Raw genomic sequence first — 16165 nt, forward strand, 5'->3', positions numbered from 1 at the left:
CTTACATGATTGTGTTTTCTTAAAGAACTTCTCTCGCTTCAACTTCCGTATCCGCTATATTCCGATGGGCACCAGCCCCTCTTTATCTTTTTTTGTTTCCCTTCGTTTCCGTTGGGACTGCAAAGGTAGAAATCTTTTCGGAACTTCCAAAAAACTTTTAAAGTTTTTTTTCTTTTCCCTTTTTTCGATTTCCGCGTTTAACTCTCGTTAAACCCTTCTTTTTTCATGAATACCTGCTCTCGCGGTAACCGTCCCTCCCTTGCGGAGTGGTGCAAAGATAGGGAGTTTAATAACAAACTTCCAAGACTTTTGTTCTTATTTATTTCGTTTTGCCGCTAACTGGCTGTGAACTTGGGGGATTATTTTTGTGAAACAGGATCCTGGGGGCGCCGGGGGACGAAAGGCCGGTTATCCGCGGATCTGCGGCAGACTCTGGGGTACAACGGGAGACCGGGGCGGCGACCGGAGGACTGGAAGAGGATACAGAACGCCGTGAAATCCCGCTCCGCGGATTATAGAGCACTCCGGGGCACAGGCGGAACCGAAGAATGTCAGCAGCCTCCCGGCACTCGCCCGGAATCCGGAAAGGGCAAGGAAGCTGGAGGCCCGGTGGCAATACGCTGATCCGGCAAAGATTGCAGCACGGACGGTGCGGGTGGACAACGGAAAAACAGACGGATATTCCCTTCCAGACCGGGCTCTTCGTGGGATCAAGGCGCGAGGAACAACCCGAAAATTTCAATTCGATAGCCTATGGAAAACAATAGTAATAGCTCAAGGAAAAGTTATGCTTTTACTTAGGTTTTAGTTAGGTTTAGTTTAGGTTTTGCTTAGGTAAAATCTAAACTATACCTAAGGGATAGCTAACTTAAATTTAATTTACCGCTAAGCTAATACTAAACTTATCCATAAATACGGGTAACAATGGGTGGATCATAGACAGAATTACTCGCTACAGGGAATTGTTTTTACTAAATCAACACATAATAACACGTCTCTATCTTCTTCAGTTAATCTTTAACAGGAAGGAATTCCTGCTAAGCACTTATAAATACCGTTTTAATAGCGATATAATGGTTAACTTATTTGCTTTATGAAGGGGAAATAGTGTCCGCCGCCCCCCCCAGTTGGCCAGCCCCAGAACAGAGACTTCCCACTCTATCTCAAGCCGACTTTAATTAAGAGATCATTAGATGATAGACTATACTTTTTTTCGGTAACACCAAAACTTAATATGGCAGTAATGTTAATAACAACCAAGAAAGAGCATGTTATAATTCTATAGATATCATTGCAAATAGAGTCAATAATACAAACAGGTATAGCTGATATTCAAGCGCTGGACTCAAGCAAGAGTCATTTTTTTTCGCAAAATCGTTTAACTATAAATGGTAGGATAATTTTAGAAAAACCAACGAACCTGTACGGAAAACTTATTGTTTATTGGCTTTAAAAACCCAAAAACGTTGAAGTGTATAATTAAAACCTAAGGAGACAAGCAACTCAACAAGTAGCTTCGAAAACAAGAAATTAAAACGGTAGACATCCACCAGAAAATGTATACCGGTAGATTTAAGCAGAATACTGCCACTGACAACAATCACAAACTTCCATAACTGGCTACCAACAGAATTTTGAGTGCTACCAAAAGACCAATACCGATTGATCAGAAAATTTACGACAGCGCCAAGGCTCCCACTGATTGCGTTGGAGAAAGGTGCGCTAATATGTAACAGTTTATAACAGGCGGAATATACACCAAAATCAAACAATCCGCCCAGAAAAGCGGATAGTTGTGCTTTTAGAAAAGTAACAACTCTTGAAGACATATTTAGCCCGCCTCCTCTTGTTGTTTTTTCAATTTATCTTCCTTATCCTTCGCATCCCCCAATTTTAACAACAGACGTGTATCATTTGCATTAATAATAAAAAGCAACAGGCAAATCACAAATACACACCAATTAATGGAACCGGGTATCAATACCTCCAATAACATCACCAAGGAAATAATTACACGTATTTCTGTCGGGCCCAAGATTCCGGCATCTATAGTATACTTATCAGTAATTCTATACCGAAGTTGGGATATAATCATCGCCCATCCATATAAGGAGACCAAAGTAAAGCCGAGATATTTATAATCACCTGTCGTATAGAGTACATATCCCAATCCGATAAATACCGTACTGATCCAATCCATTACAATATCGAGTGCAAATCCATACCAACGGCGTGATTTATTCCTATAAAATGCAATACGTCCATCCAATGAATCACCAAACCATTGTACAAAAAAACCAGGAATACCTAAAAGTAAATACCGGATATCAACATATTCTGCTAGTAAAAAACTACCTAAAACCATCAGGGATCCCAAAAAACCGATCGCCGTAAGGCCATCAGAAGTAATCCAATTCGGAACCCTCGGCACGAGGTACGTAATCAACTTTTGTTCGGGTTCACTCAGGATATTTGTTCTTTTTCGATCTTGAAAAAGCTTTTTATTTATTTTAAACTCACTCATTATCTGTGATTATAACCATTTATTTTCTTTATACCAAGCCAGTGCCTCCATTAAGCCCGCTTTCAAATTATATTTAGGTTGGTATTGTATTTGGCTTTGAGCCAATGAAATATCACAGCCCCAGTTTTCTGCTGTAAGTTCATTCAGTCGCTCTGGATATAGTACAGGTATTGTTTTAGAATTTTTATATACACGTTCAAAGATTACAGCCACTGCTTTGACAATCCCCAAGGGAATATGCATCCTGATCATTTTCTTCTGCGTGAACTCTTTAAAAATTTTGGCCATTTCATAACGATCATAAATGTGCCCATCACTTAGATTATAGCTATTTTTCCCACCTTGATCAAAACGACAGGCGTTTAAAATCGCTTGGACTAGATCCGTCACATAAATAAAGCTTAGCTTTTGAGGAGATTTTCCGACATAGGCATCCATTCCACCGTTCATTGTCTTGAAAAGAATAAAAATATCTTTCTCTCTGGGGCCATATACTGCTGTTGGCCGCAAAATTGTCACTGGTTGATCATCAAACTCGCTCAATGCGAGTTCCGCCTTACTTTTGCTTCGACCATAAGCTGTCACTGGGCAGTAGGGATTACATTCATCAATTAAATTGGATGCATAAGGAACAGGCCCTATGGCTGCAAGACTACTTACAAATACAAATCTGCGGATTGGGTTTTTCAATGAAAAACAAGCCGACGCCAAGTTTTTGGTATAACCAACATTGACCTTGTCTAAATCTTCTTCGCGTTTGGCACGCGTCATTGCCGCCGCATGCACAACATAGGTATAGTTTTCCGATTCCAATAAAGCTTTGATGGAAGCTTCATCAGTGAAATCAGGATAAACAAATTTATCCACAACAGAACGAATTTCTGAAACATCACTCGACTTTCTAACGGCAGCATGAACTTCCATTCCTGCTTCCTTCGCCGCCCTTGTCAAATGATAACCCACAAAACCACTCGCTCCAGTGATTAATATTTTTTCTATCATAATGATTTTTGATACAAACGATAACGTTTGTACAATTCTCCATTCATTTGTTCAATGGCATGGTTCATCATGTAATTATGCTCCAACATCCACGAACATTCAGCCCCTTTTATATTGGAACCTTTCGATTCTTTAATAATCCGGCCATACAAACAGGCTTCAATTCCAAGCTTGCGATAATCTTCCAATACACCCAACATCAATACCCGTAGCAAATTAATTTTTTTCTTTCCGAACAACAACTTAAAAATACCCGTAGGAAGTAAACGGCCTTTCTTTACTTTGATAAGAATTTGATTGATATCGGGGATACCTAAGCCAAAACCAACGAGCTCCCCGTCTTTTTCGGCCACAATGGCAAAACGTGGATCGAGGATCATCTTCAGATCTTTAGCCGTATAGTTAAATTCATCTTCCGTCATCGGAACGAATCCTGAATTTTTATCCCAAGCTCTATTATAGATATCACGAACCTTAGCAGCTTCGTTTTTAAAATCCTTTACATTAAATTGGCGTAATGTAATTCCTGACCTTTTTAAACGTTCCTCCAACTTATCCAAAAGCTTTACAGATCGCTTATCGGCAGTTTCTTCCATGACCAGATACGCCCTAAGATCTACCTTATGTCCATAACCGGCATTGGTAATCAAATCCATGTAATAGGGTGAATTGTAAGGCATCATCGCTACTGGTGGCCTATCAAAACCCTCAACCAAAAGCCCTACCGTATCATTGGTTGATAAATTGATGGGGCCGACGATGGTATCTCCACCTTTAGCTTTTACCCATTTCTCAGCAGTTTCAAACAAAGCATTAGCCACCTCCTGATCATCGATACAATCAAAAAATCCCCATTGCCCTTCATTGACATGATTAAAGGCGTTGTGGTTGTTGTTCCAAATCGCGCAGATTCGGCCAACGATCTCATCATTACGAAAAGCTAGAAAGGGTTGTGCTTGAGAATGTTTGTAAAAGGGATGCTTGTCAGGGGAAAGCAAATCGAATTGTTCAAGAAATAAGGCCGGTACATAATTAGGATTTCCCGCATAGAGGCTATGAGGGAAATCTATAAACAGCCGTTTTTGTTTCTTTGTTTCAACGGGTACAATCTGAATCATATACGATTAGATTTTATATTAATGTTTCAACTTCAGCTTGTTTGAATACTTTAACCATCTTCTCAATTGCTTCATCGATTTGGTCATAAGTATGTGTCGCCATCAATGAAAAACGAATCAAAGACTCCTCCGCAGGAACTGCCGGAGAAACTACCGGGTTAACAAATACACCATCATCTTGGAGCATTTTAGTCACCCAGAAAGTTTTTTCATTACTACGAATAAATATTGGCAAAATAGGGCTTTCCGTAGCGCCTAGATCAAAACCATGGTCTAATAATTGCGCTTTGGCGTAATCTGTATTTTTCCATAATTTTTCAATGTGTTCAGGTTCATTTTGAATAATCTCCAGCGCTTTCAATGTAGAAGCAACAGAGGCTGGCGTCATCGACGCACTAAACATTACTGAACGTGCATTGTGTTTCAAGAAATCAATCACATCAGCATCGCCCGCTACGAATCCACCTAAAGAAGCTAATGATTTACTAAACGTACCCATGATCAAATCTACATCGTTATTAAGCCCAAAATGCGACGCTGTACCAGCGCCTTTGTGCCCAATAACACCCAAGCTATGCGCATCGTCCACCATAACGGCAGCATCAAACTCATTGGCTATCGTAGTGAGTTCTGGTAAGTTAACAATATCACCTTCCATACTAAAGATACCGTCCGTACAAATTAGTTTTGCGCTTTCTTCAGGCAATCTGGATAATTTAGCGCGCAGATCGTCCATATTGTTGTGACCGTATTTGATCACCTTCGCAAATGATAAACGGCTTCCATCAATAATAGATGCGTGATCACGTTCATCCAGCAAAATATAATCGTTACGGCCCATCAGACAAGACAAAGGGCCAAGATTTGATTGGAATCCTGTGCTAAACAGAATCGCGGCCTCTTTACCTACATAAGCAGATAGTTTTTCTTCCAGTTCTACGTGAATATCCAAGGTACCGTTTAAGAAACGCGATCCAGCACATCCAGTACCATACTTCTCCAAAGCATCTTGCGCTGCTTTTATAATACGTATATCAGTCGTTAACCCTAAATAAGAGTTAGAGCCGAACATCAATACACGTCTACCATCGATTTTTACCTCGGTATCTTGTTTTGATTGAATAGGCCTAAAATAGGCATATAAGCCCTTAGCTTTTAACTCCTCTACAATCTTAAATTGCGATATTTTTTCGCCTAACTTTCCTTTACTCATGCGATAAAAAGGTATTTCTAAAACTATTTCTAACTTTTAGATGTTATTGTAACAAACAAAATTCTCGAATTGGACTTTTATATAAAAAACTCTGTCTTCGAATAAAAATCTGCTCTATCCACAATGTAAGTTGAAATTCTACGTTGTCTATATTCACAATAATTCCAAAAAACGTTGCAAACATACGAAAACATAATCTGACTTTCACTTAAATTTAGTCATATTTTTAACACACCGCCCAAAACAGTTAATTTTATTTTAATACTCTCCTAACATCTTCCCCACACAATTCTACTATAAAATAAGACAATTTTAATAATTATATTTGCGAACTTTAAATTATCCTATAATTAGTTACATTTAGGTTCATTGCACTAGCAATGGTATAGACTTACTAATATACAACAATATATGGCTTTATCTTCAGATATCAATATAAAAAATAAAAAAGCTTCTTTTGAGTATCATCTACTGGACAGATACGTTGCTGGAATTCGACTTTTAGGCACAGAAATAAAATCAATACGGGAGGGAAAAGCAAATATTAACGATAGTTTCTGCAGTTTCTTCGAAGATGGACTTTACATTCGTAACATGCATATTGCCGAATATTCCATGGGTTCATTCTACAATCATGAAGCAAAACGCGACCGCCAGCTTCTGCTGACAAAAAAAGAACTTAAGAAATTAAAAGAAAAAGGTGAAGAACGCGGTTTTACAATTGTTCCATTGCGCATATTTATCAGCTCACGTGGTTTTGCAAAAGTTGAAATTGCCCTTGCACAAGGGAAAAAAGACTTCGATAAACGGGAAAACATAAAGGAAAGAGATGTCAAACGTGAGCTTGATCGCGTTATGAAATTCTAACTTTGTCATTGCGCCAGGACAAATGCCCCTGGCGTGATGCCGACCCTATTTTTAAACAGCCGAACAAAATAATTGACATCATTGAATCCTGCCCCAAAACAGGACTCCTTAACATTACGGGTCAAGAGCAACAACTGCTTAGCTCTATGAATACGCTGCTGAATCACATATTCCATTGGGCTAAGCCCAAGTTCTCTGTTGAACATCCTGGTCAAACTGGCCTTGCTCATATGCGCGGCCTTCTCCAATAGGTCTATCGATATCTTCTCGGTAATATTCCTACGGATAAAATCTTGTAAATGAACAAGTACCTTATTACACGATTTCCCCACCTTCAACGCCACGAGAGACTGCGACTGCAGCAATCGAATCGTGAGCTCCTTAAATGTCAGATCTGCCAAAACATCTTTAAGCGGATTCTCGCTTATAATAATCTGAAATAATTTATTAACCAATTCGGCCATTTCGTTGGAATTGTAAAGATGAAAAAGTTCCGGATCAATATACCAGCGGTCCAGCTGTTCCTTTGGATAAAATTCATTTAAATAATCCAATACAGCTTCTATTTTCTCTTTCCGGATAGTGAGCGCCGAACACTGTGTAGGCCGCTCCAGCGTAGCTTCTGGAAAGTCAATATGCATACCGACCATGGCTGGCAATACGATCGTCTGTCCGGGTAGATAGTCGAAAGCTTTCATATGATCCAGGTGCATAATTTTCTTCCCTTGAATCATATTGATCATGACCAGGTCATCAAACCGCAGGGGTACATATTCAGACACACGATATGTCTCAAATATATTCAGTTCCAGGCTATCCAATGTAAATGCACGGCGGTTTTCTACCAGCGTACTGAGTTCCCTTCCCTGAGAAAATGGCAATGTGTGAATCCGTGTACTATCCTTCATATCGTATCAACTAAATATAATTGGAAATCAATCAAATATAACAAAAAAATCGAGCATTTGTTTCGGGGTATCCTGGAATAATATGCTTTGCTGCGCTGCAACGATGCTGCTATGCTTTGCATCAATAATGCTATGGTATTGAATAATTGCTGGCTAACTTTGATAAGAAGGGATTAAAAATAAGTAATAATAAATCATATGAGCGTAATTCAAAGACCATCGTTCAAAGAACGATACGACAATTACATTGGCGGTAAATTTATTGCCCCGATCCAGGGAAAATATTTTGACAACATCTCGCCGGTGGATGGTAAAGTATATACCCAGGTAGCGCATTCAACGAAAGAAGATCTCGATCTGGCAGTTGATACGGCGTCCAAAGCCTTTGAAACCTGGGGGAAAACATCGGCAACCGAACGCAGCATTATTCTCAACAAAATTGCAGACCGCATCGAGGCTAACCTGGAATATATTGCTGCCGTAGAAACCATAGATAACGGAAAAGCGGTACGTGAAACGCTAAATGCGGATATCCCGCTTGCCATTGATCATTTTAGATACTTTGCGGGAGTAATCCGCGCAGAAGAGGGATCAATAACCGAATTAGACAGCAATACCGTTTCCCTCATTGTGCACGAACCGATAGGCGTCATTGCACAGATCATTCCATGGAACTTCCCAATTTTAATGGCGGTATGGAAACTTGCTCCAGCTCTTGCTGCCGGAAATACCGTTGTTTTAAAACCGGCAGAAAGTACACCCGCATCAATTCTGGTCCTCATGGAAATTATTGGCGACCTGATACCTCCTGGCGTGGTAAATATTGTCAATGGCTTTGGGTCCGAACTGGGCAGGGCTTTGGTAACAAATCCAAAAGTTGCGAAGGCAGCCTTTACAGGTTCCACAGCAACGGGCCGATTGGTCATGCAATACGCTACAGAAAATATTATCCCCGTGACATTGGAATTGGGTGGAAAATCCCCAAACATATTCTTCAGCTCTGTCATGGATGCTGACGATGCGTTCTTGGACAAAGCGATCGAAGGGGCTGTTTTATTTGCCCTTAATCAGGGAGAAATATGTACATGTCCCTCGCGTTTATTGATCCAGGAGGATATCTACGATAAGTTTATTGCACGTGTTATTGATCGGGTCAATCAGATCAAAGTTGGCGACCCATTGGATCCGACAACAATGATGGGAGCCCAAGCTTCCAAAATTCAAAAAGACAAAATCATGTCTTATATCACACTGGGTAAACAAGAAGGAGCAGAAGTGCTAACCGGCGGAGACGAAAATAATGTCGGGGCAGGTTTTGAAGAAGGTTATTACATCAAACCAACGCTATTCAAGGGGAATAATAAGATGCGTATTTTCCAGGAGGAGATTTTTGGTCCGGTCTTGGCTGTTACAACGTTCAAAGATGAGCAAGAGGCCATAGCTATTGCCAACGACACCATATATGGCCTTGGAGCCGGTGTATGGACCAGAGATGCACATCAGCTTTATCAGGTTCCACGCGCCATCCAGGCTGGTCGCGTATGGGTCAATCAATACCACTCCTACCCAGCAGGTGCCCCATTCGGAGGCTACAAGCAATCGGGAATCGGTAGAGAAAATCATAAGATGATGCTTGCTCATTATCGTCAGGCAAAAAATATGTTAATTTCATACAGCAAAGAAAAACTAGGGTTCTTTTAACAATGGCCAACAGAATAGATAGTACGGACAAAGCCAAGGAGCTCATTCATACACTTGAAGCACAACACGGCCCATTGATGTTTTATCAGGCAGGTGGCTGCTGTGAAGGTACTCAACCTCAATGTTTCGAAAAAGAGGGATATTTTCCGAGGATGAATGATGCCATGATCGGATTGGTTGAGGGATATGAGTTTTGGGTAGACCGGGATTTGTTCGAGTACTGGAAACATGCGCATTTCACCCTCGATGTGCTGGAAGGTTTTGGCCCCGGTGGTTTTTCATTGGAAACACCGTTAGGAAAAACCTTTAAAGTACATTATCGGCTCTTTACGGAAGAAGAGTTAAAAGAACTTAGTCCGGTCAAACGTAGTGAATAAACACAGAAAACGGGTGGATTACTCCACCCGTTTTAAATCTTTGCCATCGCAAACAAAAGCATCCCAGTTAAATTAGGAAGATCATTCTATATCTAGCCCCTCTAAGACAGGAATTGGCTGCTTATTTTCATCCAAAGCAACAAAGGTAAAAACACCTTCTATGGCCATTTCGCGTCCTTCTTTATACATGTGCTCCAAAAATATTTCAACTTTCACCTTGAGACTAGTACGCCCGACATTTTGGACACGTGCGATTGCTTCAATAATACTTCCCGAAGGAATTGCCTTATTGAAATCAATACGGTCGGTGGACACAGTCACTAAAGTTTTGCGGCAGAATCTCGTAGCCGCCATGAAAGACACTTCATCCATAATGGACATCGCCTTACCGCCGAATAAGGTATCGTGATGATTTGTCAGAAAAGGAAATACTGTTGTACATACATGCGTTTCCGATAAATCAATACGTTCTTGTAAAGTCATTTATTGTTTTAATTTTGTCGATTTAAGAGGACACAAATGTAAGGCTATCCCAAAACAATTGAGTCATTTTTATCCCATATTTTCTTCGATATCCACCCCTATACCCTTTAATAACAGCGAGGCATTAAAGATCTTACATTCTCCGGTCTTCAATTTATAGTCAAACAGCATCTGCCCTTCGTCCACCTGAATGTCAAAATGATAATTTTTGATTTCTCCCGGAAACTCCTGTTCCAAGCTGGACAACTGCAAATCATGCGTAGCCACCATTCCTTTCCCATCCAAGCGGACTAATTTTTTGATAATCGCGCGGGATCCCAAATACTTGTCCACCGAATTTGTACCACGTAGCATTTCATCAATCAGGAAGAAACTATCCGTAGAGTAAGCGACTGTATCTAATATAAATTTCATTCGATTGAGCTCTGCCTTGAAGGTAGAGGTACTTTCATTCAGATTATCCCGTATACGCATATAGGATATAAGCTTATAAATCGGCAGCCGAAATGTTGTAGCGGCAACGCTGGCTCCGGCATAAGCCAGAACTGCATTTATTCCAATTGTCCGCAAGAATGTACTTTTTCCCGCCATATTGGATCCGGTGACCAATGCAACCCGATGATCCATACTTGTATAATCATTGGCAACAACCTGTTCGCTCGGAATCAGCGGATGGAAAACGCCTTGTGCTTCAATCTTATCTTCATTAGGACGGTTTAAGATAACCGGGTAAATATAAGTTGGATGGTTTCTTTTCCAGATGGCCAGACTATTCACGGCCTCCACTTTTGCCAGGGTATCAAATGAATTCAGAATTTCCTTTTCATACTTATTTTTCCAATCTATAATCGCCAATACCTGTCTAAAATCCCAAAGCAAAAATAGATTCAGAAATAGACCAACGAACACATTATTTCGCGCATCCAGATTATTGATCAGTGCAGCGAGTTTTTTAAACGCTTTTGAAATAGGTTCAGCATGATTCCCTTGCTTTAATTCATTCGCCATTTCCTGTAGCGATGCAGACTTCCATGAATGGCTTTCAATAGCCTGTATGGCATCGGCATAGGATCCCAGCATTCCACCTATCTTGTCGATTCTTGAGGAGAATAAACTTATGTTACCTGCTTTGGCAAAAGCCCAAAGCACATGAAACAGGCCCAATATGGTGGCGACAGCCGCAAATTTGGGAATAAAAAAACTTCCAATGAGCGCCACCGCAAATAAAGCCGGACCAACCTTGACATACATGCGCATGAAGCCGTTTCCAAAGTTAAAATTCCGATCTTGAAAATAATTGGACAAAAAAGCCTTAATATCCAGCTTATGATTTAGGTTTGCCAGCAGTTTTGCCTGAAAATCCCAGATCCATTCGGATTCATTTTCCAATTCTTTCGAGGCTTCCTGATTGCGCCAGATCTGCTCCTTATCCAAAGGAGCACTGAACCAAGAGGCCAGAAGGTCAATACCCTGCTTCGTTGTCGAACGGTTCAATTGGGCAAACAAAGAATAGGATCCAAATACATCCATATCCGAACTATAAGGATGGTTGCCATCTTCAAATTGCTCGCCATGGGCATACATGTTCGCTTTCCCTTCCGCTATGGTCTGTTCGTTGGAAAGCACCTTTAAATAGGCTTCAAAATAATTTTTCTGAAGTTCCAGTTTACTTTGCCGGCGCACCAAATAAGCAAAAAGGAATAGCAAAGCAAAGAAACAAAAGAACACCAGGGGTAGACTTTCCAACTGAAAAGTATAAAACAACAGCGCTCCACCGCCAAGAATGACAAAGAGTCGGGTTAAACTCAGGGTATTCACCTGCTTATTTAATTTTAAGACCGTTGCCGCAATTTCCTGATGCTTTTGCGCATATAATGTAGCTATTGGAATCATTCCTAAATAATTTTTTATTCCATTAATCATTCAACTACCAGGCCTGATCGCCCACCAAAGGCACAAAACGGAAGGTATCTAATTCTATTCGATCAAAATCATTTTCTCCCACACGAATTATTGTTACCATTTTTTGAGACTTCTCGTCTCCCACCGGAATAACGAAAATCCCCCCTATTTTTAACTGTTTCAGCATGATTTCAGGCACAAATGGGGCTCCCGCAGTCACAATAATTTTGTCGTAAGGGGCATGCTCTACAATACCTTTGGAACCATCACCTAGAAAAAAATTTGCCTTATACCCCATATAGGGCAGAACCTGAATTGTCCGTTGATAAAGATTCTCCTGACGTTCTATGGTATATACGTCAGCGCCAAGTTCAAGTAAAATACAAGTTTGATAGCCTGATCCAGTTCCTATTTCCAGAACCTTATCTCCTTTTTTCACGTGGAGCAATTCGGATTGATAAGCGACAGTATAGGGTTGTGATATCGTCTGCCCGTCACCGATAGGAAAAGCAATATCCCGATAAGCCTGATTCCAAAACGTTTCATCAAAAAAGAAATGGCGTGGTACCTTTCCAATGGCTTCCAATACTTTTTGGTCCTCAATACCTCTTCCTTTTAGATGCTCGACCAATTTCTTGCGTGCACCTCTTTCCCGATAATTATCAATAAACTTATACGCCATGATATTTCAAATTTACTTTTAAAAAGGGATATATAGTCGAACTATTCACAAATCATTTAACATCAAGCCAATACATGATGGCGAATACCGAATACAGAACAAGGCTGCGTTACCTCAAAAAGGCCTAATCCAAACAGCAACAGCAGATTAAAAATGACTATCGCTTTGGTTTCGGAATAATTACGACATGATTCTTCCAGGGTAAGCATAAAAAGCTGCAATCTTAATAAGGATCGACATCGACCTGCACACGAACACCGCTATTGGTCTTATCAAGCTCAAATTCCAATAAAACGGAGCGGATCAATTCCTTTACTTTGGCAATACTGATATTTGTCCGTTCAATCTTGAGGGTAATGGTCTGAATAAAATTATTCCGTACCCGGGAGACCAGTGGCGGTTCGGGGCCCAGAACTCTTGCACCAAGTTGCTGGCGTAGTGCCGAAGCAAAACGATTGGCAGAATCATAACATTTTTGGAAATCAATATGCTTAATATCAATACGGATAAGCCTATAAAATGGAGGGTAAAGATAATTCTTCCGCTCTGTGATTTCCGTCATAAACATCCCCTCATAATCATTGTTAACGACCTGCTCCAAGACCCTATGATTGGTGGTATAACTTTGGATAATTACTCGTCCTCCGGCTTCCCTGCGACCAGCCCGACCAGCAACTTGGGAAAACAGGGAGAAAGAACGCTCATAAGCGCGAAAATCAGGGAAATTAATAATTGTATCCGCATTAACCACTCCGATTAAGCTGACACGTCCAAAATCAAGCCCTTTGGCGACCATCTGAGTACCGATCAGCACATCAAACTCGTGCTCATCAAAGGCCGTAATTATCTTGTCAAATCCATACTTTCCTTTGGTGGAATCCAGATCCAACCGTCCAATACGAATCTCCGGCATCAGCAATTCCAGCTCCTCTTCCACCCGTTCTGTTCCAAACCCTTTACTTTCAATATGCGGCATGCCACAAGCTGGGCAGACCCGAAGCGGCGGTTCGACGTGTCCACAGTAATGGCAATGCATCATGTTGGAGCTTTTGTGATACGTCAAACTGACATCGCAATTCACACATTTGGCTACAAAACCGCAGGTATTGCACTGGATCATGGTGGTGTGTCCACGTCTATTCTGAAACAGAATAACCTGTTCCTTATTTTTAACAGCCTCTTCAATCGCTTTTAACAGCGTACCTGAGAAATAGGAGAACATATTTTCTTTTCGCCCTTCTTCGGGAATATTGACCAGTTCGACACTGGGCAATTGCGCATTACCAAAACGCTCCAATAACTGTACAAATCCGTATTTCTTTGCTTTTGCGTTATAATAACTTTCCAACGATGGTGTTGCAGACCCCAACAGCACCTTAGTCTGATGCAAAAATCCTAAATAAATGGCCGTATCCCGAGCATGGTAGCGTGGTGCAGGATCAAATTGCTTGTATGAGCTCTCATGTTCTTCATCGATAATAATAATTCCCAGATCCTGAAATGGAAGAAATACAGAGGAACGGGCGCCAATAACGACCTGAAATTCGTTCTTCATTACTTTATGCCAGACTTCGGCCCGTTCGTTGTCATTAAATTTAGAATGATAAACCCCGAGCTTATCACCAAAATGCAGTTTTAGACGCGCTGTAATTTGTGCCGTCAATGCAATCTCCGGCAAAAGATACAACGCCGATTTCCCTGCCGCTATCGCTTGTTCGATCAGCCGGATGTAAATCTGGGTTTTACCCGAGGCTGTCACACCGTGCAAAAGCGTCACCTCTTTTTCTTCAAAAGATGCGTTAATTTCCGTATAGGCTCTTTGTTGGTTTTCATTAAACTGAAAATTAGCATCCAGTTCGATATCTTCTCCCTGAAACCTCGACACGACCTTTTCCTTTATTTCAAATACTCCTTTATCGATCAAAGCTGTGATCGCCGCATTACCGCAGCCTGAGGCCTCTGCCAGCATGGGCCGAGTAATCTCCTCCGTTTTCTTGACGAGCTGCATAAATGCCAGAACCGCATCCTGCTGTTTAGGCGCACGGTTAAGACTATCCAAAAGTTCCCGCTTTGCATTCTCATTTCTAAAGTCCGGAGCAAAACGCAGAAATGCTTTCGTTTTAGGTTTATACCTTTCTGTAATTTCCTCCGAAATAAGGATGATACCTTTGTCAAACAATTGTTTTAAGATCGGAAATACAGTCTTCTGCCCCAGTAACTTGACGATATCATTGACCTTAAGTTCCCCCGCCACCTCCAGCGCCTCAATAATGAGGTACTCTTTATCAGATAGCGTTGATCGGTCAAATTCCTCTGTTATCGACGACGCTACTTTTGTTTCACTTGCCAATTTTAATGCCGCTGGAAGAGCAGCTTGCATGACTTCACCCAAACTACACATATAGTAATCTGCCAACCAATCCCACAATTTAAACTGAGCCAGATTGACAATGGGTTTGTCATCAATGATATCTAAAATATACTTTGCTTCGTATTTTAGTGGTGCTTCTTTGCTGACAGATTTCACCACAGCCGAATAAATTTTATTTCGTCCAAATTGCACAATGACCCGAATCCCAACCTGTACCCGATCATTCCAATCTGCCGGAATACGGTAGGTGTATGTTCTTGCTAGAGCCAACGGTAGAACCACATCAATGAACAAGGTATCTCTTTCACTAAAAATCGAAGATTGCGGATTGGACATAATTTCTTATTATGGGATAAAAATACAAAAAAAGCCGTAGAAAGAACAGCGAAGTCATCCTTCAAAAAGAAAGCCTTCCCCGACTAGTCTTGGGAAGGCTCCATATTTTTAAAGCTCGTGCGCTTTATTTTATGCAAACAGCAGGGTTATGATTTGTTCTTTAACGCGGCCACAAATAAGGCAATCCACCCAATGATCAATGATAGCCCCCCCAAAGGAGTGATAGGCCCCAAGATGGCGGGATTCCCAAAACCGGTTATCTCCCTGATACTAAGAACATATAGCGAGCCCGAAAAAAAGATAATACCGACAATAAAGGCGATAAAAGACACTTTAATTGAATAGGTTTTTGCACGCGAAAAAGTAGATAAAAATAGCAATGCAAAGGTATGATAGAAATGATACTGATTTGCAGTTTTCCAAGTTTCGATATGATATGCACTTACCTTTCCTTCTAGACCGTGGGCACCAAAGGCCCCTAATATTACAGCTAATGCTCCTAATAAAGAAGCGGCTAAAATGATTCTCTTATTCATTATAATAAAGTGAATGCTGAAAACGTGTTTCTCCGATAAATGTATTAAAAACCGAACAAAATAAGGAATATTTTGTTAAATTTATATTACAAAGCCCCATTATCGGGATGATCTTCTAGCGCTTCCCGCATATTTTTATTAGGTT

15 protein-coding genes are annotated in these 16165 nt (G+C 40.8%); 4 read left to right on the forward strand and 11 right to left on the reverse strand.

What is annotated here, in order from left to right; all coding sequences use genetic code 11:
• Nucleotides 1-548 precede the first annotated feature (548 nt).
• A complete protein-coding gene (locus tag D7322_RS00005; RefSeq protein ID WP_121120453.1) occupies nucleotides 549-767 on the forward strand; it encodes a hypothetical protein in 219 nt (72 codons plus the stop codon).
• 666 nt (nucleotides 768-1433) lie between these two features.
• Here D7322_RS00005 and D7322_RS00010 read toward each other — a convergent pair.
• The 5 genes from D7322_RS00010 to spt are packed head-to-tail and all read right to left on the reverse strand — an operon-like array spanning nucleotide 1434 to nucleotide 5857.
• Nucleotides 1434-1829, reverse strand: a complete 396-nt coding sequence (locus D7322_RS00010; RefSeq protein ID WP_121120454.1) for a GtrA family protein — start codon at nucleotides 1827-1829, stop codon at nucleotides 1434-1436.
• Nucleotides 1830-1831: 2 nt separating this feature from the next.
• Complete coding sequence (locus D7322_RS00015) at nucleotides 1832-2524, reverse strand: CDP-alcohol phosphatidyltransferase family protein (protein WP_121120455.1); 693 nt, start codon at nucleotides 2522-2524, stop codon at nucleotides 1832-1834.
• 9 nt (nucleotides 2525-2533) lie between these two features.
• Nucleotides 2534-3526, reverse strand: coding sequence for an NAD-dependent epimerase/dehydratase family protein (locus D7322_RS00020; RefSeq protein WP_121120456.1), 993 nt, complete (start codon nucleotides 3524-3526; stop codon nucleotides 2534-2536).
• Entirely contained in the window at nucleotides 3523-4644 is a 1122-nt protein-coding gene (locus D7322_RS00025; RefSeq protein WP_121120457.1) for a hypothetical protein, read from the reverse strand. Before D7322_RS00025 ends, D7322_RS00020 begins: the two co-directional genes overlap by 4 nt.
• Before the next feature lie 13 nt (nucleotides 4645-4657).
• Nucleotides 4658-5857 carry a serine palmitoyltransferase gene (gene spt / locus D7322_RS00030; RefSeq protein WP_121120458.1) on the reverse strand — a complete coding sequence of 400 codons (1200 nt, stop codon included), beginning with the start codon at nucleotides 5855-5857 and terminating at the stop codon, nucleotides 4658-4660.
• 411 nt (nucleotides 5858-6268) lie between these two features.
• On the opposite strand from spt, the gene smpB reads away from it, so the two are divergent.
• Nucleotides 6269-6724, forward strand: a complete 456-nt coding sequence (gene smpB / locus D7322_RS00035; RefSeq protein ID WP_108635088.1) for an SsrA-binding protein SmpB — start codon at nucleotides 6269-6271, stop codon at nucleotides 6722-6724.
• 5 nt (nucleotides 6725-6729) lie between these two features.
• Here smpB and D7322_RS00040 read toward each other — a convergent pair whose 3' ends face one another.
• Nucleotides 6730-7632 carry an AraC family transcriptional regulator gene (locus tag D7322_RS00040; RefSeq protein ID WP_121120459.1) on the reverse strand — a complete coding sequence of 301 codons (903 nt, stop codon included), beginning with the start codon at nucleotides 7630-7632 and terminating at the stop codon, nucleotides 6730-6732.
• Between the two features lie 198 nt (nucleotides 7633-7830).
• Here D7322_RS00040 and D7322_RS00045 point away from each other — a divergent pair, with 198 nt between their 5' ends.
• Nucleotides 7831-9333, forward strand: a complete 1503-nt coding sequence (locus D7322_RS00045; RefSeq protein ID WP_121120460.1) for an aldehyde dehydrogenase family protein — start codon at nucleotides 7831-7833, stop codon at nucleotides 9331-9333.
• A gap of 2 nt (nucleotides 9334-9335) precedes the next feature.
• Entirely contained in the window at nucleotides 9336-9710 is a 375-nt protein-coding gene (locus D7322_RS00050; RefSeq protein WP_121120461.1) for a DUF779 domain-containing protein, read from the forward strand.
• Nucleotides 9711-9791: 81 nt separating this feature from the next.
• Here D7322_RS00050 and D7322_RS00055 read toward each other — a convergent pair whose 3' ends face one another.
• The 5 genes from D7322_RS00055 to D7322_RS00075 all read right to left on the reverse strand — a co-directional run bounded on the left by D7322_RS00055 (nucleotide 9792) and on the right by D7322_RS00075 (nucleotide 16020).
• Nucleotides 9792-10193 carry an acyl-CoA thioesterase gene (locus D7322_RS00055; protein ID WP_121120462.1) on the reverse strand — a complete coding sequence of 134 codons (402 nt, stop codon included), beginning with the start codon at nucleotides 10191-10193 and terminating at the stop codon, nucleotides 9792-9794.
• Nucleotides 10194-10262: 69 nt separating this feature from the next.
• On the reverse strand, nucleotides 10263-12086 hold the full coding sequence (locus D7322_RS00060) for a MutS-related protein (RefSeq protein ID WP_183078568.1): 1824 nt from the start codon (nucleotides 12084-12086) through the stop codon (nucleotides 10263-10265).
• 34 nt (nucleotides 12087-12120) lie between these two features.
• Nucleotides 12121-12777: a protein-L-isoaspartate(D-aspartate) O-methyltransferase gene (locus D7322_RS00065; protein WP_121120464.1), complete on the reverse strand. Its 657-nt coding sequence runs from the start codon at nucleotides 12775-12777 to the stop codon at nucleotides 12121-12123.
• A 223-nt stretch (nucleotides 12778-13000) separates the two neighbouring features.
• Entirely contained in the window at nucleotides 13001-15484 is a 2484-nt protein-coding gene (gene priA, locus D7322_RS00070; protein WP_121120465.1) for a replication restart helicase PriA, read from the reverse strand.
• Nucleotides 15485-15630: 146 nt separating this feature from the next.
• Nucleotides 15631-16020, reverse strand: coding sequence for a DUF423 domain-containing protein (locus D7322_RS00075; RefSeq protein ID WP_104383986.1), 390 nt, complete (start codon nucleotides 16018-16020; stop codon nucleotides 15631-15633).
• Nucleotides 16021-16165: the final 145 nt, after the last annotated feature.

The sequence above is a fragment of the Sphingobacterium puteale genome (genome assembly GCF_003627955.1).
Classification (GTDB): domain Bacteria; phylum Bacteroidota; class Bacteroidia; order Sphingobacteriales; family Sphingobacteriaceae; genus Sphingobacterium; species Sphingobacterium puteale.

Excerpts from the sequence above, each read along its gene's own strand:
- D7322_RS00060 (WP_183078568.1), bottom strand. The coding sequence starts at position 12,086 with ATGATTCCAATAGCTACATTATATGCGCAAAAGCATCAGGAAATTGCG.
- D7322_RS00050 (WP_121120461.1), top strand. The coding sequence starts at position 9,336 with ATGGCCAACAGAATAGATAGTACGGACAAAGCCAAGGAGCTCATTCAT.
- spt (WP_121120458.1), bottom strand. The coding sequence starts at position 5,857 with ATGAGTAAAGGAAAGTTAGGCGAAAAAATATCGCAATTTAAGATTGTA.
- D7322_RS00020 (WP_121120456.1), bottom strand. The coding sequence starts at position 3,526 with ATGATAGAAAAAATATTAATCACTGGAGCGAGTGGTTTTGTGGGTTAT.
- smpB (WP_108635088.1), top strand. The coding sequence starts at position 6,269 with ATGGCTTTATCTTCAGATATCAATATAAAAAATAAAAAAGCTTCTTTT.
- D7322_RS00010 (WP_121120454.1), bottom strand. The coding sequence starts at position 1,829 with ATGTCTTCAAGAGTTGTTACTTTTCTAAAAGCACAACTATCCGCTTTT.
- D7322_RS00075 (WP_104383986.1), bottom strand. The coding sequence starts at position 16,020 with ATGAATAAGAGAATCATTTTAGCCGCTTCTTTATTAGGAGCATTAGCT.
- D7322_RS00005 (WP_121120453.1), top strand. The coding sequence starts at position 549 with ATGTCAGCAGCCTCCCGGCACTCGCCCGGAATCCGGAAAGGGCAAGGA.
- D7322_RS00055 (WP_121120462.1), bottom strand. The coding sequence starts at position 10,193 with ATGACTTTACAAGAACGTATTGATTTATCGGAAACGCATGTATGTACA.
- D7322_RS00065 (WP_121120464.1), bottom strand. The coding sequence starts at position 12,777 with ATGGCGTATAAGTTTATTGATAATTATCGGGAAAGAGGTGCACGCAAG.
- D7322_RS00025 (WP_121120457.1), bottom strand. The coding sequence starts at position 4,644 with ATGATTCAGATTGTACCCGTTGAAACAAAGAAACAAAAACGGCTGTTT.
- D7322_RS00045 (WP_121120460.1), top strand. The coding sequence starts at position 7,831 with ATGAGCGTAATTCAAAGACCATCGTTCAAAGAACGATACGACAATTAC.
- D7322_RS00040 (WP_121120459.1), bottom strand. The coding sequence starts at position 7,632 with ATGAAGGATAGTACACGGATTCACACATTGCCATTTTCTCAGGGAAGG.
- priA (WP_121120465.1), bottom strand. The coding sequence starts at position 15,484 with ATGTCCAATCCGCAATCTTCGATTTTTAGTGAAAGAGATACCTTGTTC.
- D7322_RS00015 (WP_121120455.1), bottom strand. The coding sequence starts at position 2,524 with ATGAGTGAGTTTAAAATAAATAAAAAGCTTTTTCAAGATCGAAAAAGA.